Genomic DNA, 22316 nt, shown 5'->3' on the forward strand with positions numbered 1-22316 from the left:
CTCGGCGCTCGGGTGCGCATGATCACGGCAGTGGAGCTGGATCGGCTGCTGCGCCTGCCTCTATGATCGGCACACTTTCCTGCGTGGATTCAGCCCGGGCGGCTGTCCTCCACCCGGTCGACGGCCCCGACCACATCTCTGTACGACTCGAATGCACAGCGGGAGCGAGCGGTGAGCGGAACCCCCGAAGGACCGGGATCAGCCCCCGGGACGATCCGGCCGCCGGTCACAGAGCGTCATCCGGAGACCTTCGAGCGGCCCTCGGGACGCCCGCCGGAACGTCACGCGGTCGGCCGTACCACCATCGAGCCGCGCGACCGCACCACGGCGGACCTGCGCGACCTCACCCCGACCGACGTGCGGGACCACCTCGCGCCCGAGGCGCACGACCACCTCACACCCGAGGTGCACCACCACCTCGCGGCCGAGGTACGCGAGTACAGCGCGGCCGAACCGCGCGACTACCGCGCCGCGTTCAACGCCGCGCACCTCGCGATGGCCGTCGTCGACCGGGAGGGCACGGTCATCGCCGCCAACGACGCGCTGGCCGCGCTGCTGGCCGCCGAGCCCGCCGAGCTGTGCGGGCAGGCCGCCGCCGACCTCGTCGACCTCGCCGCCGACGCCCGCACCTGGCACATCTACCGCGAGGTGCTGAACGGCAGCCACTCCCGGTTCCGCTGCACCCGCCGCCTCAAACACCCCGACGGGCACTCCCTTTGGGCCGAGGTGACGGTGGCGCCCGTGCCGGACAGCACCTGTGTGCTGCTCTCGATCACCGACATCAGCGACCGCCGCGAGCTCCAGGCCAGGCTGCGCCACCTCCAGATGCACGACCCGGTGACCCGGCTGCCCAACCGCACCCTGTTCTTCGAGCGGCTCGCGGGCGCCCTGGAGGCCTCGACGTACGGGCGCGGCGGCACCGGCCGGATCGGCATCTGCTATCTCGACCTGGACGGCTTCAAGGCCGTCAACGACACCCTCGGCCACCGCATCGGCGACCGCCTCCTGTCGGCCGTCGCCGCCCGGCTGACCCACTGCGCCGACCAGAGCGGATACGCGCGCAGCGGCGGGCACCTGGTGGCGCGCCTGGGCGGCGACGAGTTCGCGGTCCTGGTCGAGGACTCGACGGGCACCGAGCAGCTGGCGGACCTGGCGAAGTCCGTACTGAGCGCGCTCCAGCAGCCGTTCGACCTGGCCGGGCAGCGGCTGTCGGTCTCGGCGTCGATCGGCGTGGTGGAGCGGGTGGTCGCCGGGACGACCGCGACGGGCCTGATGCAGGACGCCGACACCACGCTGTACTGGGCCAAGGCCGACGGCAAGGCGCGCTGGACGCTCTTCGACCCGGAGCGCAACGCCCACCGCATGACCCGCCAGGCGCTGTCCTCGACGCTGCGACCGGCCGTGGACCGGGGCGAGTTCGGACTCCAGTACCAGCCGCTCGTCAGCATGGCCGACGGAGTCGTACAAGGTGTGGAAGCACTAGTGCGATGGAACCATCCACAGTTCGGCACACTGGCGCCGAATCGGTTCATCGGAATTGCGGAAGAGGACGGCTCCATCGTCCAGCTCGGCCGCTGGGTGCTGCGCACGGCCTGCCGGCAGGCGCGGCGCTGGCAGATCGACCACCCGGGCGTGCCGCCGATCTTCGTGAGCGTCAACGTCGCCGTACGCCAGGTCTGGGACTCCGACCTGGTGGCGGACGTCGCCGAGATCCTGGCCGAGACGGGTCTTGCCCCGCATCTGCTCCAGCTGGAGCTCACCGAGTCGGCGGTCATGGGCTCGGCGGGCCGCCCGCTCCAGGCGCTCCAGGCGCTCTCCGACATGGGCGTACGGATCGCGATCGACGACTTCGGCACCGGGTACTCCAACCTCGCCTACCTCAGCCGGCTCCCGGTCTCCGTACTGAAGCTCGACGGATCGTTCGTGCGGGGCTTCCAGTACGACGAGGGGGGCGCGCACCCCAACCCGGCCGACGAGACGATCGTCGAGGCGATGGTCCAGCTCGCCCACCGCCTCGGCCTCACGGTGACGGCCGAATGCGTCGAAACGGCCCACCAGGCGGAACGCCTGCGCCGCATCGGCTGCGACACGGGCCAGGGCTGGCTGTACTCCCGAGCGATCGCCCCGGAACACATCGGCGTCATGCTGGCGGCGGCTCCGGCGTAGCCGGGAGGTACGGGGTCTTTGCCTGCGGGTCATATCGGGCTGGCCGCGCAGTTCCCCGCGCCCCTAGGAGGGCCCGAAGGGCCCATCTAAGGGGCGCGGGGAACTGCGCGAGCAACCCAGCACGGTCCGCAGAAGAAAACGGGTTCCGGGGCGAAGCCCCGCTACCCACCCACCCGCAGGGGCAGAGCCCACAGCGGGGTGCAGGGGGCGCAGCCCCCGCGAAGGGGTCTGGGGGCGCAGCCCCCGGAGGGGCGGGGTGGGGCAAAGGAGACCGCCCCACCCCCGGCACGGGGTGGGGCGGCTCCGGCTCAGATCGTCGGCATCAGCACGCGCCGAGGTCCTGCCACACACCCCAGTCCCCCGTGGTGCCCGGCTCCTCGCCCTGCGTCCACCACTTGGCCTTCCAGATGTGCCCGTTGTGCGAGACCTGCGTCCCGCCGGTGTAGACCCCGCCCTTGTCCCAGGCCGTCGCCGCGCACCCACCGGCGGGCGGCGTCGTGGGCGGCGTGGTCGGCGGGGTGGTCGGAGGCGTCGTCGGCGGAGTGGTCGGCGGAGTCGTCGGGTCCGGCGTGGACGACGGCGACGAACCGACCGCTGTCACGATCTGGTTGAGCAGCGTGGTCTGGTCGTCGAGCCCGAGCAGCGAGTACATCATCGCCCCCGCGAGCCCCCGGCTGTGCGCGTAATCCGCCCGCGCCTGAACGGACTTCTGGTTCAGGCCGGTGAAGAACTCGCCGTCCTTGTAGAAGTACGACGCCTTCGCCTGGTCGTCCCAGAACGTCGTCGCCGGGTTGTCGACGATGCCGCCGAGCTCCTTGTAGTGCGCGATCCCGGGCTGCTGGCTCAGCGGGCGCGCGGCGGACGGCCCGGTCGCCGTCTGGGCGAGGCCGTTCGCGGAGCCCGCCGGGACGCCCTTCCAGCCCCGGTAGTAGAACTCGTACCCCAGCGTCAGCTTGTTCGCCGGGAACCCGCCCGCGATCCCGTACGCCGCGTTCCCGTCCAGCCAGGAGTCGACCGCGTTGGCGATCGAGTACTTCTGGGTGCCCGGCTTGATGACGTCGGTGGGGTCGTTCGCGCCCGAGTAGAGCGGCGACTGGTGGTAGGTCGGCCCGTTGCCGTTCCAGGCGCCGTGCATGTCGTACGTCATGATGTTGGCGTAGTCGAGGTACTGCCCGACCTTGTCGGTCTCGATGTTCTTGATCTTGTCCTGCCCGGCCGGCATCGCCGCCGTGAGCAGGTACTTCTTGCCGCCGTGCGCGGCCCCGTACTCATCCAGCTGCTTGCGGAACTCGGCGAGCAGCAGCGTGTAGTTCTGCTTGTCCTCGGCCGCGTAGTGGTTGCCGAGGTGGCCGTCGGGCGAGCCGGGGTACTCCCAGTCGATGTCGATGCCGTCGAAGATCCCGGCGGCGGTCCCGGGGCCGCCGAAGCCCTGGTCGGCGGGCAGGTCGCCCTGGATGTACTGCTTGATGCAGGAGGCCACCAGCTTCTTGCGGCTCGCGTCCGTCTTGGCCGCGTCCGAGAAGTACTTGGAGTAGCTCCAGCCGCCGATCGAGATGTTGATCTTCAGCTTGGGGTACTTGGCCTTGAGCTGCTTGAACTGGTTGAAGACGCCGACGATGGGCTGGTTCCAGGTGTCGGCGACCCCGCTGACGCTGTCGGCGGCACTGAAGGACTTCTGGTAGTCGGCGTACGAGTCGCCCGCGCCGTCACCGGCGCTCGCGTTGCTGTCGTCGCCCGCCGCCTTGTTGGCCTCGAAACAGGTGAGGTCGGTGGGGTGGATGTTGCCGAACGAGTAGTTGATGACGTCCAGCTTGCCCGCGATGCCACGGGTGTCGAGCTGCTTGGGGTAGAAGGCGTTCCCGTACACGCTCCACTGGTCGTAGTACGCGATCTTCACGCCACCGGTGGAGGCGGCGACGGTCTGGGCATCCGAGGCGGAGGCGGCGGCCGGGCCGAGGCCCGCGAACGCGGCCAGGGCACCGGCGGCGAGCGTCGCGGTGGTGAGGGCTGCGGCTAGAGGTCTGCGGACGGACACGGACGGGCCTCCGGGGGGTGAGCGGAACGGCGGTTGGAGCAGTGATAGCGATCACGACCGGGACACGTCAATGGTCTGAACCAAATTGAGGACTAGACCAATTTGGGCGCGAAACAGCTCGTCAGGGAGGTGTGCCATACGCACGAACCGCCCGCCACCATCGGTGACGAGCGGTTTAAGGGTGCCTTATGGATCTTGGGCGAGCCGGTGAACGGGCTGGACCACCGATCACCGGAAACCCAGGTTTTACGCCGGCCCGGGCGCCCCGTACACATCCGCGATCAGCTCGTACGAGCGCAGCCGCGCCTCGGGGCCGTGCGCGTTCGCGGTCAGCATCAGCTCGTCCGCGCCGGTCCGCTTCTGCAGCGCGTCGAGCCCGTCGCGCACCTGGTCGGGCGTGCCGGAGACGACGTTGGCGAGCCAGCCGTCGACGAACTCCCGCTCCAGCGGACTGAACGCGTACGCCTCCGCCTCCTCCGGGGTCGGCACGAGACCCGGCCGACCGGTGCGCAGCCGGAGCATCGACAGCGCGTTGGTCCGCGTCTGGCGACGGGCCTCCGCCTCGTCGTCGGCGGCGAGCGCCGAGACGCCGATCAGCGCGTACGGCGCGTCCAGCACCTCGGAGGGCCGGAACGACTCGCGGTAGAGGTCGAGCGCGGGCACCGTGTTGGCCGCCGAGAAGTGGTGCGCGAACGCGAACGGCAGCCCGAGGACACCGGCCAGGCGGGCGCTGAAGCCGGACGAGCCGAGCAGCCAGATCGGCGGCCGCCCGGCCGGGCCCTGCACGGGTCCGGGCACCGCGTGGATGCGGGCGTAGGGGTGCCCGTCGGGGAAGTCGTCGTCCAGGAAACGCGTCAACTCGGCCAGCTGCTGGGGGAATTGGTCGGCGCCCTCATCGAGGTGGTCGGTGCGGCGCAGGGCCGCGGCCGTCGCGCCGTCCGTGCCGGGCGCGCGCCCCAGGCCCAGGTCGATCCGCCCCGGGGCCAGCGCCTCCAGGGTGCCGAACTGCTCGGCGATCACCAGCGGCGCGTGGTTGGGCAGCATGACGCCGCCCGAGCCGAGCCGGATGCGGTCGGTGTGGGCGGCGAGGTGGGCGAGGATCACGGCCGGGGACGAGGAGGCGACGCCGGGCATGGAGTGGTGCTCGGCGACCCAGTGGCGGGTGAAGCCGCGCCGCTCGGCGAGCTTGGAGATCTCCACGCTGGTGCGCAGGGCCCGGGTCGCGGTGTAGCCGCTGCCGACCGTCACCAGGTCCAGTACGGACAGGGGCACGGGCGCGGTCCCGAACGCCGTCCCTCGAATGTCGTCCACGTCCACCGGTCCGCTCCTCCAGTTCGTGCCGTACGGATACGACAGAACGGAACAGGAGGGTGTCTCCGTTTTATTCCCGGCGCCTTTCAATGGCGGCTCCGCGGCCGCTGTCGATCAGCAAACGCGGGTACGAACCCGGTCATGACTGAGCCGACGACAGGCCACGCCGCACTCGCCGATCTGACCGCCCGTCAACTCCTGGACGGATACGGCAAAGGAGACTTCACCCCCGTCGAGGCGACCTCGGCCGTGCTCGACCGGATCGAGGCCGTGCAGCCCCGGATCAACGCGTTCGTCCGCATCGACGTCGAGCAGGCCCTCGCGCAGGCCGAGGCGGCCACCGAGCGGCGCCGGAAAGGGGAGCCACTGGGGCTGCTCGACGGGGTGCCGGTGTCCGTGAAGGACACCCTCCCGACGGCCGGAGGCCCCACCCTGCGGGGCTCCAAGGGGGCGAGCACCAAGGGGAGTTGGGACGTCGACGCGTCCGCCGTGGCACGCCTTCGCGAGCACGGGGCGGTGCTGGTGGGCAAGACCACGACGCCCGAGTTCGGCTGGAAGGCCACCACCGACTCCGAGCTCTCCGGGATCACCCGCAACCCGCACGACCCGAACCGCACGGCGGGCGGCTCCAGCGGCGGCAGCGCGGCGGCGGTGGCGGCCGGGGCGGCGCCGCTCTCGCTGGGCACCGACGGCGGCGGCTCGGTGCGCATCCCGGCCGCGTTCTGCGGGGTCGTCGGGCTGAAGCCGACGTACGGGCGGGTGCCGCTGTTCCCGGCGAGCCCGTTCGGCTCGCTCGCGCACATCGGGCCGCTGGCCCGCAGCGCGGCGGACGCGGCCCTGGTGCTCGACGTGATCGGCGGGGCCGACTGGCGCGACTGGTCGGTGCGGGCGGCCGAGCCCGTCTCGCCGCTGCTCACCGAGGGCGTCAAGGGTCTGCGCATCGCCTACTCGCCGGCCTTCGGCGGCCAGGTGGCGGTGCACCGCGAGGTCGCGGCGGCGGTACGGGCCGCCGCCGCCCGGCTCGCGGGGCTCGGCGCGTACGTGGAGGAGGCCGACCCCGACTTCGCCGACCCGGTCGCCGCCTTCCACACCCTGTGGTTCGCCGGGGCGGCCCGCCTCGCGCACCAGCTGCCGTCCGCCTGGCGGGCCGCGCTGGAACCCGGGCTGCGGGAGATCGCCGATCAGGGCGCGCGCCTGAGCGCCGTGGACTATCTGGCGGCGACCGAGGTGCAGGCCCAGCTCGGCCATCGCATGGCCCGCTTCCACCTCACGTACGACCTGCTGGTCACCCCGACCCTGCCGATCACCGCGTTCGAGGCGGGCGCGGAGGTGCCGAGGGGGTCGGGGCTGCGGCGGTGGACGGGGTGGACCCCGTTCACGTACCCCTTCAACATGACCGGGCAGCCCGCGGTGACCGTCCCGGTCGGCACGGACTCGGCGGGCCTCCCGATCGGCCTCCAGATCGTCGCCGCGCGCCACCGCGACGACCTGGTGCTACGGGCCGCACACGCGCTGGAGCAGTAGAACCCGTACGCAATCAGGCATAGGGGACCCGTACGCATGGTGGCGTGGAAGCCGGGTAGCGGCGCCGCCATGGCTGGAACACGACCGAGAGACCAGATCCGCAGGCGCACGCTCCTCGCCACCGCCGCCGGGGCCGCCGCCACGGCCGCCGTCGGCTGCTCCAGAGTGCCCGGGGGCGACGCGCTCGGGCGGCTCAGATCGCAGGGCACGGTCCGGCTCGGGATCGCCGGTGAGGTTCCGTACGGCTATGTCGACGAGGACGGGAAGTTCACCGGCGAGGCCCCCGAGCTCGCCAAGGTGATCTTCAAGCGGCTCGGCATCGGCCGCGTCCAGCCGGTCGCCACCGACTTCTCCTCGCTGATCCCCGGCCTCAACTCGCAGCAGTTCGACGTGGTCTCGGCCGGGATGTACATCAACAAGGACCGCTGCGCGCAGGTGCTCTTCGCCGATCCCGAGTACCAGATGCTCGACTCCTTCATCGTGCGCAAGGGCAATCCGAAGAACCTGCACACGTACGAGGACGTGGTGCGCAGCCGCGCCCGGTTCGCCACCGGCACCGGCTACGCCGAGATCAAGTACGCGGTCGCCGCCGGGCTCCCGGAGAAGGACATCGTGATCCTCCAGGACCAGGTCGCCGGGTTGAACGCCGTCGAGTCCGGCCGCGTCGACGTCTTCGCCGGGACCGCGCTGACCACCCGGGCGGTGGTCAGGAAGAGCAGCCGGGCCGAGGCCACCACGCCGTTCGCCGCCGTGGTCGACGGAAAGAAGAAGGTCGACGGCGGCGGGTTCGCCTTCCGGCCCACCGACACCGCGCTGCGCGACGCCTTCAACACCGAGATCCACAAGATGCGCGACAGCGGCGAACTCTTCCGGATCCTGCGCCCGTTCGGCTTCACCCGGGCCGAGATGACCACCCTCACCGCCAAGGAGCTGTGCCGATGACGGCGGGACTGTGGCAGCACTGGGTGCTGCCGGGGATATGGATCACGGTCCAGCTGACCGTGTACAGCGCGGCGCTCGCCGCCGCCGTCGCGTTCGGGGTCGGCATGGCCCGTACGCACCGCTCGCGGCTCGTCCGCTTCCTGGCCGCCTGCTACACCGAGGTCTTCCGGGGGATGTCCGCCCTGGTCCTGATGTTCTGGCTGTTCTTCGTGCTGCCCCCGCTGGTGGGCTGGCAGCTGGTGCCGATGTGGGCGGCCGTGCTGGCGCTCGGCCTCTCGTACGGGGCGTACGGCGCCGAGATCGTCCGGGGCGCCCTGAACTCGGTGACGCGCGCGCAGCGCGAGGCGGGCGTCGCGCTCAGTTTCACGCCCTGGCAGCGGATGCGGCTGATCCTGCTGCCGCAGGCCGTACCGGAGATGATCCCGCCGTTCTGCAACCTGCTGGTCGAACTCCTCAAGGGCACCGCGCTCGTCTCGCTGCTCGGCGTCGGCGACGTCTCCTTCGCGGCCTATCTCGTACGCCTCGCCACCCTGGACAGCGCGCAGATCTACAGCGTCACCCTGGTCATCTACTTCGTCCTCGCCTTCGGAATCACCCGTGGCATGAAGGCACTTGAGCGCCGCGCCAAGGCGAACCTGGGGGTGACGGCCAAGTGAGCACCACCGCGCACCACTCGTCCTGGGACTGGTCCGCCGTCTCGGACTTCATGCCGCGCCTGTGGGACGGGATGCTCGTCACCCTCCAGGTCCTGGCGCTCGGCTCGCTGATCTCGTTCTCGCTGGGGCTGGTGTGGGCGCTCGGCCTGCGCTCGCCGGCCCGGCTCGTCCGGTGGCCGGTCGCCGCCGTCACCGAGTTCATCCGCACCACACCGCTGCTGGTGCAGCTCTTCTTCCTGTTCTTCGTGCTGCCCGAGTGGGGGGTGAAGTTCTCCGCCCTGACCACCGGCGTCCTCGCCATCGGGCTGCACTACTCGACGTACACCGCGCAGGTCTACCGGGCCGGGATCGACGCCGTGCCCCGGGGCCAGTGGGAGGCGGCCACCGCGCTCAGCCTGCCCGCGCACCGGACCTGGCTCGCGGTGATCCTGCCGCAGGCGGTCCGCCGAATCGTTCCCGCGCTCGGCAACTACGTCATCTCGATGCTCAAGGACACTCCGCTGCTCGCCGGGATCAGCGTGCTGGAGATGCTCCAGCAGTCGCGCCTCGAAGGGGCGTCGACCTTCCAGTACACCGAGCCGCTGACCGTGGTCGGTGTCGCCTTCGTCCTCATCGCCTACCCGGCATCCCTTCTCGTACGAGCCCTGGAGCGCCGCCTTGCCCGCTGACCGGTCCATCGACCACGCCCCCGCCCCTTCCGCCGACCACTCGCCCGACCGCTCCTCCCCCGATCACCATCCCCTGATCACTTTCGACAACGTCACCAAGAGCTTCGGGGGCACCACGGTCCTGGACGACCTGTGCTTCTCGGTGCGGCCCGGGCGCCATGTCACGCTGATCGGACCGTCCGGTTCCGGCAAGACCACGATCCTGCGGCTGCTGATGACGCTGGAGACGCCCGACTCCGGGACGATCCGGGTCAATGGGGACCGGCTGTTTCCGGCCGCCGAGAAGGAGCGGCGCGAGGCCCGCAAGAAGATCGGGATGGTCTTCCAGCAGTTCAACCTCTTCCCCAACATGACCGTGCTGCGGAACATCACCGAGGCGCCGGTGCGGGTGCTCGGGCTCTCGCCCGACGAGGCCCACGCGCGCGCCAAGGAGCTGCTCGACCTCGTCGGCCTCGGCGACCGGGGCGACGCCAAGCCCGGGCAGCTCTCCGGCGGGCAGCAGCAGCGGGTGGCGATCGCGCGGGCCCTGGCCATGCGCCCCCAGGTGCTGCTTCTCGACGAGGTGACGTCCGCGCTCGACCCGGAGCTGGTGGCCGGGGTGCTCGACGTGCTCCGCGATGTCGCGACGACGACCGACATCACCATGCTGTGCGTCACGCATGAGATGAATTTCGCCAGGGACATCTCGGACGAGGTGATGATGTTCGACTCCGGGAAGGTCATCGAGGCGGGTCCGCCGGAAAAAATCTTTGCGGAAGCAGAGCACGAACGTACGCGCGAGTTCCTGGGTGCGGTGCTCTGACCTCGCATTCCAGCCAAAGACCTTGTCTTTGGCATATGCCAGCGGGATGCGCCCCAGCGCAACGGCCGGGGCGCATCATCAATCTCGTCAACACCCCCACCAGAAAGGGGTCTTGGCGGTTATCGTGGTTGGGCAAGCTTGCGGTCTCGACCTGCTAGGGGGAAACCGTGGCGCTGAAGCCCGAGCCGACCGCGCCGTTCCATTCGGTGCAGTACGCCTTCCGCGTCCTGGAGACGATCTCCAAGCACGCCGGCGGCGTGACGGATGTCCAGATCGCACGAGAGACCGGTCTGCCGACCGCGCATCTCGCCTCACTTCTGCTCATGCTCCGCTGCGAGGGTTACGTGGAGCAGGTCGCCGACGGCGCGTACGTCATCGGCGACTCCACCGTCCTCCTCGGCTCCGGCGCCGTGCGCCAGCAGGCCCTGGAGGCCAAGCTCCAGAGCACACTGACCGAACTGCGCGACTCGGTGGGCGCCGCCGTCTACATCAGCCGGTACATCGACGGCGAGGTGAAGATCACCCAGTACGCGGACGGGCCGCGCGCCCCGAAGGTCAACGAGTGGGTGGACTTCCGCTCGGCGGCCCACGCCAGCGCGGTCGGCAAGTGCCTGCTGACCCAGCTGGACCAGAACGGCCGCCGCGACCACCTCTCGCGCCACAAGATCGCCCGGCTCACGTCCCGGACGATCACCAACGAGCGGATCCTGTTCTCCAAGCTGGACGCCCAGCCGGCGACGGTCCCGGTCCTCGACCTCCAGGAGTACGCGGTGGGCACGGTCTGCGCGGCCGTCCCGCTCACGGCGGGCTCGGCGGTCGGCTGCCTGGCCCTGTCGATGCCGATCGAACACGCCCACCGCCTGCGCTCGGCGGCCGACACCCTGAACCGCCGCGCGGCTCCGGTGGTGCTGTCGCTGGCGATCTAGGCGTGTCGTTTCCCCGCCCCGCGCCCGGTCCGCGCCCAGGGCGGGTCCCGCCTGCGGGTGGTCAGGAGCACCCCCGCGGACCAGGTAGTATTTTCTCTGTCAGCAGGCGCCGCTAGCTCAGTTGGTTAGAGCAGCTGACTCTTAATCAGCGGGTCCGGGGTTCGAGTCCCTGGCGGCGCACAGACAGCAGGAAGCCCCTCGCGAAAGCGAGGGGCTTCCTGCGTTTCCGCGTTCCCCCACGGCGAACACCCTTGGCAAACCGCCGCGCCCGAGCAACGCTGATTACATGATTACAGCCGAACAGCACGAGCAGCTTCGCGGCTGGTTTTCCGGTCGCATACCGGACGATCTCTATGAGCGTCTGGTCGAGGTGGTGGTCGACCGCGAGGAGATCACCGTCATCGGGCGCATCCCCGAGCCCAAGCTCGGCGACGGCGTCTCCGCCGCCGAGCGGGACGCCGCGCTCGACGGGCGCATCCAGGAGTTCCGCGAGCGCACCCGTGACGAGCGGATCGCCGTGGCGCGCGAGGCCGAGCACCGGTACGGGCGCAAGGTGTCCTGGGGGGCGGAGTGCGGTGGGCGACGCGCTCTGTTCACCCATGTCGCGGCCCCCGTCATGACCCGGCTGCGCCAGCCGGAGCGCCAGGTTCTCGACACCCTGGTGGCCGGCGGCGTCGCCCGCAGCCGTAGCGACGCGCTCGCCTGGTGCGTACGACTGGTGCAGAGTCACACCGACGACTGGCTCGGGGATCTGCGCGACTCCCTGGAGAGGGTGCGAGAGGTGCGCGCCCAGGGGCCCGACCGCCAGGCGGAGTCATCGGCACCACCGGCACCACCGGCACAGGAGAGTGAAGACAGCGTATGAGCGACGGCACTCCGGGCACTCCCAGCATCTTCGAGTGGATGGGTGGCCAAGCGGCCCTGGACCGGCTGACCGAGGTGTTCTACGGGCATGTGCACAAGGACCCGGTGCTCGCGCCGGTCTTCGCGGGCGCGCCGCCCGAGCACCCCCACCACGTGGCCGTCTGGCTCGCCGAGGTCTTCGGCGGACCCGCCGACTACACCGCCGCCCACGGCGGCCACGACCACATGGCCGCGCGCCACCTCGGCCGCGGCATCACCGAGGAGCAGCGGCGGCGCTGGATCGCGCTGCTGATGGACGCGGCGGACGAGGTGGGACTCGCGGACGACCCGGAGTTCCGCGCGGTGTTCGCGTACTACATCGAGTGGGGCACCCGGATGGCGCTCCTCTACTCGGGTCCCAACCCGCCCCCGGTGGAGGGGACGGGCGCCCGCGTGCCGCGGTGGGGGTGGAACCAGACCCCTCCGTGGCAGCCGAAGGCGTAACCCCGCCTGAACCCCGCCTGAACTGAACCCCGCCTGCCTCAACTGCCCTGCGTACGGCCCCTTCCCGCACTCCGGAAGGGGCCGTACGCATGTCTTATACATTCGTTCTAGACAACTGTTTTAAACAGCCGTACAGTTCCTGCCATGACGCACTCGCCGAGCACGAACAGCCTCCGCGCGGGCCGCAGGGAATGGACCGCCTTCGTCGTCCTCCTGCTGCCGCTCCTCCTGGTCTCGATGGACGTCTCCGTCCTCTACTTCGCCATCCCGTCGATCACCCGGGAGCTGGACCCGAGCGCCACCCAGCAGCTGTGGATCTTCGACGTGTACGCCTTCGCGCTCGCCGGACTGCTCATCACGATGGGGTCGCTCGGTGACCGGATCGGACGCCGCAGGCTGCTGCTGATCGGGGCGACGGCGTTCGGCCTCGCCTCGGTCACGGCGGCGTACGCGACCAGCGCCGAAATGCTCATCGCGGCCCGCGCCCTGCTGGGCGTCGGCGGGGCGACCCTGATGCCCTCCACCATGGGCCTGGTCCGCAACATGTTCCGCGACGACAAGCAGCGCGGTCAGGCGATCGGCATCTGGTCGGGTGCCATGGCGGGCGGCATCGCGCTCGGCTCGGTGATGAGCGGTGTGATGCTGGAGCACTTCTGGTGGGGCTCGGTGTTCCTGATCAACGTGCCCGCGATGCTGCTTCTGCTGGTCCTCGTCCCGGTCCTGGTCCCCGAGTTCAAGGACCCGGCGCCCGGCAAGTTCGACCTGCTCAGCGTGCCGCTGTCGATGGGCGCGGTGCTGCCGGTGGTGTACGGGCTGAAGGAGTTCGCGGCCGAGGGCTTCAGCTGGGCGCGGCTGCTGTCGGTGGCCGCGGGCCTGGCGATCGGCTGGGTCTTCGTCCGGCGCCAGCGCACCAAGCGCGACGCGATGATCAGCCGTGAGCTCTTCCGCGACCGCGTCTTCGGCGCCGGGATCTCGCTCAACGCCGTCGCCGCCTTCGCGATGATGGGCTCCGCGTACTTCACCACGCAGTACCTCCAGTCGGTCCTCGGCATGGGCACCATGGAGGCGGCCCTGTGGTCGCTGGCCCCCTCGCTCGCGGTGGGCATCGCGGCCCCGACGGCCACGGCGGTCGCGGTGAAGAAGGGCAAGGGCCCGGTCATCGCGACGGGCTTCGTGATCGGCGGCGCGGGCTACGGCATCCTCGCCCTGACCGGCACCGACTCCCTCTGGCTGGTGCTGACCGGCGCCGCGGTGATCGCCAGCGGCATCGTCATGGTGATGGCGCTCGTCTCCGACATGGCCCTGGCCTCGGCCCCGGCCGAGAAGGCGAGTTCGGCGGCCTCGCTCCTGGAGACCGGCCAGGAGTTCGGCGGCGCCCTCGGCATGGCGGTCCTGGGCTCGATCGGCACCGCGGTCTACCGCTCCGACATGCCCGACTCGGCTCCGCCCGCCGCCCGCGAGACCCTGGGCGCGGCTGTCGCGAGCGCCGACCACGCCCTGGTCACCACCGCCCGCGAGGCGTTCGTGCACGGCATGCAGTACGCGGCCGTCGGCGGCACGGTGCTGCTCCTGGGCACGGCGGTCCTGGCGGTGGCCCTGCTGCGCGGCACCCCGGCGGCCGAGCCCGCGCCGGTCGAGGCGACGCCGGCCGACGCGCCGGAGGGCGAACTGGTGGCGTGATCACCCCACGTACGCGATGCGTGCGCGATACGGACCCGATGGCCGGGAAGCTCACCACGAGCCTCCCGGCCATCGCCCGTTCCCGGGATCAGGATCGGAATCAGAACTGGACGTCCGAGCAGGCGTAGAACGCGTTGCCCGTGTCCGCGATCGTCCAGACCGCGAGGATCAGATGGTGGCCCGTCCGGCCGGCGGGGATGGTGCCCTGGTGGGAGAGCGTGGACGGCGGCTGCTGACCATAGAAGGGGACGGTCAGGAACGGCTGCGGGTCGAGCGCGTCGCGGGTGAGCGGTTGGCTCGGGTCCCAGCCCTCTTTGGTGAGGTAGTAACTGAAGTCCGTGGTGGCGTGCCTGGCCGTGAACTGCCAGCGGAAGGTGTACGTCTGACCTGCCGTCAGCTGAGTCGTGGGCCAGCCGGTTCCGCCGCGCGGGTCGTCCAGCTCGGCGAACCGGCTGTTGCCGCCCGCGCAGATCGTGCCGTCGGCGGGACCGTCGTCCGGGAAGCCCTTGGGCCCCTCGACGGACTGCGGCTCCCACTGTATTTCGCCGCAGTCGTGGGCGTCGGCGCACACCTTCTGGCGGCTCAGTGGCTGATCGGTGTACCCGTGGCCGCTCGCGTCGGACGCGGCGAACAGGGAGACCCCCGCCGCCACGAGCGCGACCACGGCCGCGCCCGGCTTCTTCTTTCGCATGCTGACGCTCCTGGAGAACGTGGGGGAGTTCCGGGACCGGGCACGCGCGCGTCCGTGAGAGAGCGTGGCTCAGACTTGGTCTGGACCAACTCCCAGACTATTGAGGGCAGTTGAGCATGTCCAGACCAGTCGCACAGCGGGTTCCCCGCTGCCCCGGGCCCCCTCCGCCCGGGCTCCCTCCTCCTACGCCCCCTCCACCCCACCCCTCCCCGTGTAGAACGCCACCGTCAGGTCCTTGACCAGCGCCCTGCGCTCGTAGTCGTCGAGCTCGACCAGGCCGCGCGAGGTGAGCCGGGTGACCGTGTCCTCGACCGCGTCCACCACCGACGTCAGCACCGTCTCCCGGTGCCGGGCGTCGATCGCCGCGATCCGGCGGCGCCGCATCGCGGCCGCGACCTCGGGCGCGTACTCGATCCCGGTCGGCTGCGCCGAGTACACCTCGATCCCGACCGGCGCCGCCTCCGCCTTCAGCAGCCGGGTCAGCGCGTCCCCGACCGCCTCCGCGTCGCGCAGGGTCGGGGCGTCCTCGTGGAAGGCGTCGGCCGGGAGCTGCGAGAGGACCCGGGCCATCGCCGCCTCCACCTGTTCGCGCAGATAGACGACGTGGTCCTCGACGGCGAGCGCCGCCCGCGCGGTGTCCCTGACCCGCCACACCACCAGGACCACCACCCGCAGCGCGGTGCCGTCCGCGTCGACCGCGGGCATCGGCTCACTGCGCCAGTGCCGCAGCCGTACGTCGACCCGGCGGCGCAGCAGCAGCGGGTTCGTCCACATCAGCCCCGTGCGGCGCACGCTCCCCCGGTAGTCGCCGAAGAGCGACAGCACCCAGGCGTATCCGACCCGGCCCCGCCCGAGCCCGCCGAAGCAGACGACCGCGACAGCCACGCCGAGCACGAGCAGCGCCCAGCGCGTCGGGCCGATCCCCGTACCTCCCTGCGTATACGAGTGCAGGCGCGGCACCCCGGTCAGCGCGGCCGGGAGCACCCGGGCCGACCAGATCACGGCCGCGCACCCGGCGAGCGCGGCGACTCCCGCCCCGACCGCGACCGCCCCGGGCAGCACGGGCCCGGGCCGCTCGACGAGCCCCGGGTCACCGGGCGTCGCGGGCCGAGCGGGCGCGGCCGGCGGCGCGGGCCGGGCCGCACGGCGGGCCGGGACCGGGGCGAGGGGCTGCGGCACCACGGGACCGGTGCCGGTGTCGTCCCGGAAGAGCAGGTGCACGGGGATCTCGGCGGTGGCCTCACCCTTGATCACCGCGACCCGGCGACCCGGGGTACCCCCGGGACCACCGCCGTCGCCGCCGCCGTCCGTCACGTTCGTCGTCTGCTGCTGCTGCTGCATCGATACCTCCGTCATGCGAAGAGCCGTCGCCAGGTCTCGGGGCCGGGGTAGCCGTCGGCCTCGGCGCCGCGCCAGCCCTGGGCACGCTGGAACGCCTCGACGTTGCGGCGGTCGGCCTCTTCCCAGTCGGGTCCGGGGCCGGTTGTGTAGTAGCGGCCGAAGCCCAGCCGCACGAGCCGGCGGCCGAGCTCGGTCACGTACGTACTGGACTGGCCGGGGCGGAAGTACCGCGCGCCGGGGTAGTCCGGCGCGGTCACCAGGGACGCCGGGGTCGCGGTGGCCGGGGTGCGGGCGGCGGGGATGTCCTTGCCCGTGCCCTTGACCAGCAGGCTCCAGGTGTCGGGGCCGGGCAGCCCGTCGGCCTCGGCGCCGCTCCAGCCCTGCGCCCGCTGGAACGCCTCGGTCGCCCGGCGGTCCGCGTCGCCCCAGCGGGGTCCGGGGCCCTCGGTGTAGAAGCGCTTGCCGCCGCGCGCCACGAGCATCTGGCCGAGGCGGGTGACATGGCTGTTGTTCGCGCCCGGCCCGAAGAAGCCCGCGCCCGGGAAGGCCGCGGAGGGCTTGTCCGGGGTTGCTTTGTCCGGGGTTGCTTTGTCCGGGGTTGCTTTGTCCGGGGTTGCTTTGTCCGGGGCGCCGTCCGGCGCGGTGGCCGGGACCGCTCCGGAGGATCCGTTGCTGACGCTCTTGTACCGGTAGGGCAGATAGCGGGTCGAGTTGCTCCAGTACGCGTACGGGGTGGCCTGCTTGCGGGCGTTCGGGGGCGTCTGCTCGTACGCGACGTAATAGGTGTGCGTGTAGTCGGTCCAGCCGCCGAAGAGCACGACGTGCGAGCCCCGGGTCGGGTTGTCGGGGTTGTGGAAGAGCAGCATGTCGCCGGGCTGGAGCTCGTCCTTGGTGATCCGCACCGCGAACGAGGCGAGGCTGCCGGTCCACTCGTTGGTGCCGAGGTTCCAGGCCATGGAGACGAAGCCGGAGCAGTCCTGGCGGTACCCGTCCGACCAGTACTCGTCCATGCTGTACGGGACCTGGGCGGTCACCCACTTCTTGGCCCGGTTGACGATGTCGGCCCGCGTCATCGGCAGGAGCCGGTGCGGCGGCGTCAGCCCGCCGACGCCGCCGGGACTGCCGTGCAGCGCACTGGTCGCACCCTGCGCGGTGACCGGCTCCTCGTCCGCCCCGGTGGCCCCGTCCCCGTCGAGGGAACGGTCATGGGGGGTGGGACCGGGGCGGCCGGGGACGGCATCGGGGGCGCCGACACCGCCCCCCGCGACGGCGGCCCCCGCACCACCGCTCAGCACCACCCCCGCCGCCGTCGCCAGGACGATCGCGCGGCGGGCGCCGTGGGCGGCGGGGTGGCCGCCGGCGCGGAGCGGGGCGGCGGCCGAGCGCCGCCGCTCCGCGCACCCCGGGCACCCGCACGCACCCCCCGGTTCGTACTCCTCGAACTCCGGCAACTCCCGCACCGTCATACGCGTCACCTGCCGCTCTCGGAGATCTCGTGGGCTTTGAAGATCTTTTCTGCGCTTCTGCACGGGCGCCAGCTTTCCAACTGTCCACACAAGTCGCATTTTGACGTATCAAAACGGATGAAACGAACATCTCACCGCGTGGCGCCGGTCAGAACCACCCTTCCGCGTCCGGTAGAGTTCTTTCTGTCAGCAGGCGCCGCTAGCTCAGTTGGTTAGAGCAGCTGACTCTTAATCAGCGGGTCCGGGGTTCGAGTCCCTGGCGGCGCACAGACAGTCGCGACCCCCTCACCATCGGTGAGGGGGTCGCGGTCGTTTCCGGGCGCACGCCCGCGCCTCCGGTGCCGTACGGCGCGTCACACTGTCACGGGAGCTCTACCGAAATCCGCACGCCCTGCACAAGCGCCCCGTAAAGCCCGTGTATGACCGGTAAACAGCTCGTTTCACCCTTGCGATCAAGCCGCTCGACATAGAAACCTGACTGGGGGGCCATCGGCCCCAAGGGGGTGCGCGACTCCACCAGTTGGAGGCTGGGGGAGAGCGCGCGAGCGATTCGGAGGGGAATGTCCCGGTTGCGCGGACCACGGGGTGGGGGCCCCGTTCATGAATCGGTGCCGATGAAGGCATCATGCAACCGGAAGGGTCACGTCCCATGTCTGGAACAGGGGGTGCGGCCCGCCCCTGACTGACCATCAGTACGTCCGCGCCGGTCGAGGGGGACCGACGCGGACGCAGGAACACGACACACACGCAAGCGGACCTTTGCGTGCGGGGGGATGACTCATGACGTCGACGCCGACCGGCGCCCGGCAACACGATGACCCGTCCCAGACCACCCAGCTCCGGATCCCCCCGCATCTGCGGGCCGGAGCGGCGCGGCAGCGGCTGAAGAAGTCGCTGCCCCGATACGACTACGAGCACTACAGCAGGCTCGCCGGGCCGCTCACCCAGCCGGACCCGACGAAGCCGTACCGCGTCCAGTACCGGTCGCTGCTCTCCCAGGAGCCGCACCGGATACGCGCGGCCCTGCTGCTCGGCGCGGCCCCACTGGTCTCGCTCGGTCTGTTCGCCTGGCTGATGCAGCCGGAGCACTGGACCAAGCGCGACCACGCCTCGCAGTCCCTGCTGGTCCTGGACATCGTCATGCTGGTCTCGATCGGTCTGATCGAGCTCTTCCGGACGATGAACGTCCTGTCGAACGCGCACGCGACCCTGGTCGCCCGCGACCCGATTCCCGTGGTGCCCGAGACCGGCACCAAGGTCGCCTTCCTCACCTCCTTCGTGCCCGGCAAGGAGCCGCTGGAGATGGTGACCAAGACCCTTGAGGCGGCGGTGCGCATCCGCCACCGCGGTCTGCTGCACGTCTGGCTGCTCGACGAGGGCGACGACCCGGCGGTCAAGGAGGTCTGCGCGCGCCTGGGGGTGCACCACTTCTCCCGCAAGGGCATATCCCGCTGGAACCAGCCCAAGGGCCCGCACCGCGCCAAGACCAAGCACGGCAACTACAACGCCTGGCTGGAGGCGCACGGCGGCGACTACGACTTCTTCGCCTCGGTCGACACCGACCACGTGCCGCTGCCCAACTACCTGGAGCGGATGCTCGGTTACTTCCGCGACCCGGACGTCGGCTTCGTCATCGGCCCGCAGGTCTACGGCAACTACGACACGTTCGTCACCAAGGCCGCCGAGTCCCAGCAGTTCCTGTTCCACGCGCTGATCCAGCGCGCCGGCAACAAGTACGGCGCGCCCATGTTCGTCGGCACCAGCAACGCGGTGCGCATCAGCGCGCTGAAGCAGATCGGCGGCCTGTACGACTCGATCACCGAGGACATGGCCACCGGCTTCGAGATGCACCGGCACAGCAACCCGGCGACCGGCAACAAGTGGCGCTCGGTCTACACCCCGGACGTGCTGGCCGTCGGCGAGGGCCCGTCCGCCTGGACCGACTTCTTCACCCAGCAGCTGCGCTGGTCCAGAGGCACCTACGAGACGATCCTCAAGCAGTACTGGAAGGGCTTCACCACCCTGCCGTTCGGCAAGCTCTTCAACTACACGATGATGATCATCTTCTACCCGATGTCGGCCCTCAACTGGATCCTGGCGGCGCTCAGTTGCACGCTGTTCCTGGGCCTGGGCGCCTCGGGTGTGCAGATCGACCCCGTCATCTGGATGATGCTGTACGGCAACGCCTCGGCGCTCCAGGTCGGGCTCTACATCTGGAACCGGCGCCACAACGTCTCGCCGCACGAGCCGGAGGGCTCCGGCGGAGTGGCCGGCATGGTGATGTCCGCGCTCTCCGCGCCGATCTACGCACGCTCGCTGATGGACGCCGTGCTGCGCCGCAAGAGCTCCTTCGTGGTGACGCCCAAGGGCGACTCGTCCAGCCCGGACACGCTCTTCGGCACCTTCCGCATCCACCTCTTCTTCATCGTGGTCTTCGGCGGCTCGCTGCTCGCCTCGCTCTTCAACGGCCACAGCCACCCCGCGATGATCACCTGGGCCGCGCTGGCCCTGCTGATCACGGCCGCGCCGATCTTCGGCTGGCGCTGGACCGTACGGGCGGAGAAGAAGAAGCGCGGCAAGCGCCGCCGCTCCGGGCCGCCCGTACCGCCCGCCCAGGCGCAGCCGCCGCATCCGCAGCAGCGCCCGCAGTGGGCCCCGGCCCCCGAGACCCAGGCCGGGCCGCAGACCGGTCCGGGACCGCAGCCGCTCCCGCAGGCCGGGACACCCGCCGGACCGCAGCCGCTCGCGCAGCCCGGACCCGGCGGACCGGTTGACGACCAGACCGTGCAGATCGTTCTTGGGGGACGCAACCCATGAGATACCGTCCGAGCCGCCGTACCCGCCGCTGGGCGATCGGTACGGCGGTGGTCCTCGCGCTCGCGGGCGCCAACGGGCCCTGGCTGTACCGGTTCTCCACGGACCAGTACCACGACTACAAGATCAACCAGCCGGGGTACAAGGCGGACAACGGCCACTGGGACATCGTCGACATGCCCAAGGAGTTCCGCCTCAACACGATCCACGCGGCGCTCCTGCACACCGGCAAGATCCTGCTGGTGGCCGGGTCGGGCAACAACGCCAAGAACTTCGACGCGAAGAAGTTCGACACGGTGCTGTGGGACCCGGAGGAGAACACCTTCAAGAAGATCCACACGCCCAACGACCTGTTCTGCACCGGCCACACCCAGCTGGCCGACGGCAATCTGCTGATCGCGGGCGGCACCAAGCGGTACGAGAAGCTCAAGGGCGACGTCACCAAGGCCGGCGGCCTGATGATCGTCCACAACGAGGACCCGGACAAGCCGATCACGCTGCCCGCGGGCACCCGGTTCACCGGCAAGACCAACGGCAAGACATTCGTCTCCAAGGACCCCGTCCTCGTCTCGCGGGCCAAGAAGATCTTCGACAAGAAGACCGGCAAGTTCCTGCGGACGGAGGCCGGGCTCGGGCGGATCTACGTCGAGGCCGAGGAGTCCGGCACCGAGCACGAGACCGGCACCGAGGACAACTACCGCGTCCAGGGCCTCACCGGCTCCGACACCCGCAACGTCTACGGCATCGCGCAGAAGCTCGCCCTGGACAAGAAGGACTTCCAGGGGATCAGGGACGCGTACGAGTTCGACCCGGTCGCCGAGCGGTACATCACCGTCGACCCGATGAACGAGGCGCGCTGGTACCCGACGCTGACCACGCTGGCCGACGGGAAGGTCCTGGCGCTGTCGGGGCTCGACGACATCGGCCAGCTGGTGCCGGGCAAGAACGAGGTGTACGACCCGAAGACCAAGAAGTGGACGTACACCAAGGGGATCATGCAGTTCCCCACCTACCCGGCGGTGTTCCTGCTCCAGAGCGGCAAGCTGTTCTACTCGGGGTCGAACGCGGGGTACGGGCCGGACAACGTCGGGCGCGACCCGGGCCTCTGGGACTTCGAGACCAACAAGTTCACCAAGATCCCCGGGCTGAGCGACGCGGCCGAGATGGAGACGTCGGGCACGGTCCTGATGCCGCCCGCGCAGGACGAGAAGTACATGGTGATCGGCGGCGGCGGGGTCGGCGAGTCCGAGAAGTCGTCGAAGAAGACGCGGATCGTGGACCTCAAGGATCCCAACCCCCGCTTCGTGGACGGCCCTTCGCTCTCGGACGGCACGCGCTACCCCGAGACCTCGGTGCTGCCCGACGACACCATGCTGATCAGCGGCGGCTCCAAGGACTACCGCGGCCGGGGCGGCTCCAACCTGCACCAGGCCCGTATCTACGACGCCAGGACCGGCACCATGCGGCGGGTCGCGGACCCGGAGGTCGGCCGCAACTACCACTCGGGGTCGATCCTGCTCCCCGACGGGCGCGTGGTCACCTTCGGCGGTGACTCGCTCTTCGCCGACAAGGACGACACCAAGCCGGGCGTCTTCGAGCAGCGCATCGAGATCTACACGCCGCCGTATCTGTACAAGGGCAAGGGCGAGCGGCCCGACCTGGGCGAGGGCCCCAAGTCCCTGGCGCTCGGCGGCAGCGGGGTCTTCAAGTCCAAGGACGCGGCCTCGCTCAAGACGGCCCGCCTGATCCGCCCCAGCGCGACGACGCACGTCACGGACATCGACCAGCGCTCGATAGCCCTGGACCTGACGAAGACCGCGGACGGCGTCCAGGTCACGGTCCCCAAGAGCCGCAACCTGGTCCCGCCGGGCTGGTACATGCTGTTCGTGACGAACGGCGAGGGTGTGCCGTCCAAGGCGGTGTGGGTGGAGGTGCCGTAACGGGCGT

17 protein-coding genes and 2 tRNA genes are annotated in these 22316 nt (G+C 70.6%); 14 read left to right on the top strand and 5 right to left on the bottom strand.

The window, feature by feature from the left end; all coding sequences use genetic code 11:
* The first annotated feature begins 171 nt into the window (after positions 1-171).
* On the top strand, positions 172-2166 hold the full coding sequence (locus ACGFRG_RS13040) for a putative bifunctional diguanylate cyclase/phosphodiesterase (protein ID WP_393263565.1): 1995 nt from the start codon (positions 172-174) through the stop codon (positions 2164-2166).
* Between the two features lie 322 nt (positions 2167-2488).
* On the opposite strand, the gene ACGFRG_RS13045 is transcribed toward ACGFRG_RS13040, so the two are convergent.
* Positions 2489-4201 (bottom strand): glycosyl hydrolase family 18 protein, encoded by a 1713-nt coding sequence (locus ACGFRG_RS13045; protein WP_361427873.1) that lies wholly within the window; start codon positions 4199-4201, stop codon positions 2489-2491.
* A gap of 246 nt (positions 4202-4447) precedes the next feature.
* Positions 4448-5512 carry an LLM class flavin-dependent oxidoreductase gene (locus ACGFRG_RS13050; RefSeq protein ID WP_393263567.1) on the bottom strand — a complete coding sequence of 355 codons (1065 nt, stop codon included), beginning with the start codon at positions 5510-5512 and terminating at the stop codon, positions 4448-4450.
* Between the two features lie 141 nt (positions 5513-5653).
* On the opposite strand from ACGFRG_RS13050, the gene ACGFRG_RS13055 reads away from it, so the two are divergent.
* The 10 genes from ACGFRG_RS13055 to ACGFRG_RS13100 all read left to right on the top strand — a co-directional run bounded on the left by ACGFRG_RS13055 (position 5654) and on the right by ACGFRG_RS13100 (position 14057).
* Positions 5654-7036 (top strand): amidase, encoded by a 1383-nt coding sequence (locus ACGFRG_RS13055; protein ID WP_393263569.1) that lies wholly within the window; start codon positions 5654-5656, stop codon positions 7034-7036.
* Positions 7037-7105: 69 nt separating this feature from the next.
* Positions 7106-7978 (top strand): ectoine/hydroxyectoine ABC transporter substrate-binding protein EhuB, encoded by an 873-nt coding sequence (gene ehuB, locus ACGFRG_RS13060; RefSeq protein WP_361427867.1) that lies wholly within the window; start codon positions 7106-7108, stop codon positions 7976-7978.
* Complete coding sequence (gene ehuC / locus ACGFRG_RS13065; RefSeq protein ID WP_393263571.1) at positions 7975-8634, top strand: ectoine/hydroxyectoine ABC transporter permease subunit EhuC; 660 nt, start codon at positions 7975-7977, stop codon at positions 8632-8634. Before ehuB ends, ehuC begins: the two co-directional genes overlap by 4 nt.
* A gap of 50 nt (positions 8635-8684) precedes the next feature.
* Positions 8685-9302 (top strand): ectoine/hydroxyectoine ABC transporter permease subunit EhuD, encoded by a 618-nt coding sequence (gene ehuD, locus ACGFRG_RS13070; RefSeq protein WP_361427945.1) that lies wholly within the window; start codon positions 8685-8687, stop codon positions 9300-9302.
* 73 nt (positions 9303-9375) lie between these two features.
* Positions 9376-10104, top strand: coding sequence for an amino acid ABC transporter ATP-binding protein (locus ACGFRG_RS13075; RefSeq protein WP_361427943.1), 729 nt, complete (start codon positions 9376-9378; stop codon positions 10102-10104).
* A 167-nt stretch (positions 10105-10271) separates the two neighbouring features.
* Complete coding sequence (locus ACGFRG_RS13080; RefSeq protein WP_188278241.1) at positions 10272-11030, top strand: IclR family transcriptional regulator C-terminal domain-containing protein; 759 nt, start codon at positions 10272-10274, stop codon at positions 11028-11030.
* Positions 11031-11136: 106 nt separating this feature from the next.
* Positions 11137-11210: transfer RNA gene (locus ACGFRG_RS13085), tRNA-Lys, on the top strand.
* 106 nt (positions 11211-11316) lie between these two features.
* Positions 11317-11895 (top strand): hypothetical protein, encoded by a 579-nt coding sequence (locus tag ACGFRG_RS13090; RefSeq protein WP_393263573.1) that lies wholly within the window; start codon positions 11317-11319, stop codon positions 11893-11895.
* Positions 11892-12377 (top strand): group II truncated hemoglobin, encoded by a 486-nt coding sequence (locus tag ACGFRG_RS13095; RefSeq protein ID WP_361427861.1) that lies wholly within the window; start codon positions 11892-11894, stop codon positions 12375-12377. Before ACGFRG_RS13090 ends, ACGFRG_RS13095 begins: the two co-directional genes overlap by 4 nt.
* Before the next feature lie 144 nt (positions 12378-12521).
* Positions 12522-14057, top strand: a complete 1536-nt coding sequence (locus ACGFRG_RS13100) for an MFS transporter (RefSeq protein WP_393263575.1) — start codon at positions 12522-12524, stop codon at positions 14055-14057.
* Positions 14058-14157: 100 nt separating this feature from the next.
* Here the strand turns inward: ACGFRG_RS13100 and ACGFRG_RS13105 are convergent, their stop codons facing one another.
* The 3 genes from ACGFRG_RS13105 to ACGFRG_RS13115 all read right to left on the bottom strand — a co-directional run bounded on the left by ACGFRG_RS13105 (position 14158) and on the right by ACGFRG_RS13115 (position 17555).
* The gene (locus tag ACGFRG_RS13105) at positions 14158-14748 is read right to left on the bottom strand and encodes a lytic polysaccharide monooxygenase (RefSeq protein WP_393263577.1); all 591 of its coding nucleotides are present in this window, start codon (positions 14746-14748) and stop codon (positions 14158-14160) included.
* Positions 14749-14931: 183 nt separating this feature from the next.
* Positions 14932-16104: an SPFH domain-containing protein gene (locus tag ACGFRG_RS13110; RefSeq protein ID WP_393263579.1), complete on the bottom strand. Its 1173-nt coding sequence runs from the start codon at positions 16102-16104 to the stop codon at positions 14932-14934.
* Positions 16101-17555, bottom strand: a complete 1455-nt coding sequence (locus ACGFRG_RS13115) for a peptidoglycan-binding protein (RefSeq protein WP_393263581.1) — start codon at positions 17553-17555, stop codon at positions 16101-16103. Before ACGFRG_RS13115 ends, ACGFRG_RS13110 begins: the two co-directional genes overlap by 4 nt.
* Positions 17556-17748: 193 nt before the next feature.
* Between ACGFRG_RS13115 and ACGFRG_RS13120 the strand changes: the two genes are divergently transcribed.
* The 3 genes from ACGFRG_RS13120 (at position 17749) to ACGFRG_RS13130 (ending at position 22309) form a co-directional block, all read left to right on the top strand.
* Positions 17749-17822 (top strand) — tRNA-Lys (locus tag ACGFRG_RS13120).
* A 513-nt stretch (positions 17823-18335) separates the two neighbouring features.
* Complete coding sequence (locus ACGFRG_RS13125) at positions 18336-20372, top strand: glycosyltransferase family 2 protein (RefSeq protein WP_361427853.1); 2037 nt, start codon at positions 18336-18338, stop codon at positions 20370-20372.
* Positions 20369-22309: a galactose oxidase-like domain-containing protein gene (locus ACGFRG_RS13130; protein ID WP_393263584.1), complete on the top strand. Its 1941-nt coding sequence runs from the start codon at positions 20369-20371 to the stop codon at positions 22307-22309. Before ACGFRG_RS13125 ends, ACGFRG_RS13130 begins: the two co-directional genes overlap by 4 nt.
* Positions 22310-22316: the final 7 nt, after the last annotated feature.

The sequence above is a fragment of the Streptomyces sp. NPDC048696 genome (assembly GCF_043198895.1).
Taxonomy (GTDB): Bacteria; Actinomycetota; Actinomycetes; order Streptomycetales; family Streptomycetaceae; genus Streptomyces.